The organism is Flavobacterium psychroterrae (assembly GCF_018380615.1).
GTDB classification, from domain to species: Bacteria; Bacteroidota; Bacteroidia; order Flavobacteriales; family Flavobacteriaceae; genus Flavobacterium; species Flavobacterium psychroterrae.
In genome coordinates this window covers 1-999 of record NZ_JAGYVZ010000078.1, presented here as the reverse complement: position 1 = coordinate 999, position 999 = coordinate 1, and the positions used below count along the sequence as shown (strand labels likewise).

Genomic DNA, 999 nt, shown 5'->3' with positions numbered 1-999 from the left:
ACCCGTTGGGTGTAATTATTTCAAGTAAAAAATACGGACTAGATATTGTTCAAGATACTGAAATTCAGTATCTTGATGTCGCCAAACAAAACAATATCTATGTCAAATATAATAAAAAATTATCTAAGAGTTTTAGAAGTTATAAGTTCTTTGAATTGTGAATTAGAGTTTAAATCTGATGTTGGAAGGAAACCAAAAATGTCTGATTTAGAAATAGTTGCACTAAGTTTAACTGCTGAATTTATGTCCATTGATAGTGAAAATTCTCTTTTCAAACAGATAAGTTCCAATGAAATATTTAATCTTATTGATAGAAGCCAGTTTAATAAAAGAAGAAGAAAGCTATTCTTATTTTCGGAAGAAGTTAGAGCTAAATTAGCTTCTTTTTTTCTTGAATTTGAGGACTATTATATTGTGGACAGTATGCCATTAGAAATATGTAAATTTTCTCGACATAACAGAGTTAGAATCTGTAAAGATGAATTTGAAACGGCTCCTTCAAAAGGATTTTGCGCTTCTCAAAACAACTGGTTTTATGGATACAAGCTTCATGGAGTTTGCTCAGTAACTGGAGTTTTTCATTCATTAAACATTACAAAAGCAGAAGTGCACGATGTTCATTTTTTGAAAAACATAAAACAACAAATGTCTGACTGTGTGATTATTGGGGATAGAGGATATTTATCTGAAACAATCCAGTTGGATTTATTTCAAACGGTAAATATCCAATTGGAAACTCCAAAAAGGAAGAATCAAAAAAACTATAAGCCACAACCTTATATTTTTAGAAAATCACGAAAAAGAATTGAAACTTTGTTCTCGCAATTATGTGACCAATTTTTAATTAGAAGAAATTATGCCAAAACTTTTGAAGGTTTTAAAACAAGAATATTAGCAAAAATAGCAGCACTTACATTGGTTCAATATATTAACAAATTTATATTTGACAGACCAATTAATAATATTAAAAATCAAATAATTTAATTTCACCCAACGGGT

General features: G+C 28.7%; 1 protein-coding gene. It reads left to right on the top strand.

Annotated features, from left to right (window positions below):
* Positions 1-99 precede the first annotated feature (99 nt).
* Complete coding sequence (locus KHA90_RS25110; RefSeq protein ID WP_449536193.1) at positions 100-984, top strand: IS982 family transposase; 885 nt, start codon at positions 100-102, stop codon at positions 982-984.
* Positions 985-999 lie beyond the last annotated feature (15 nt).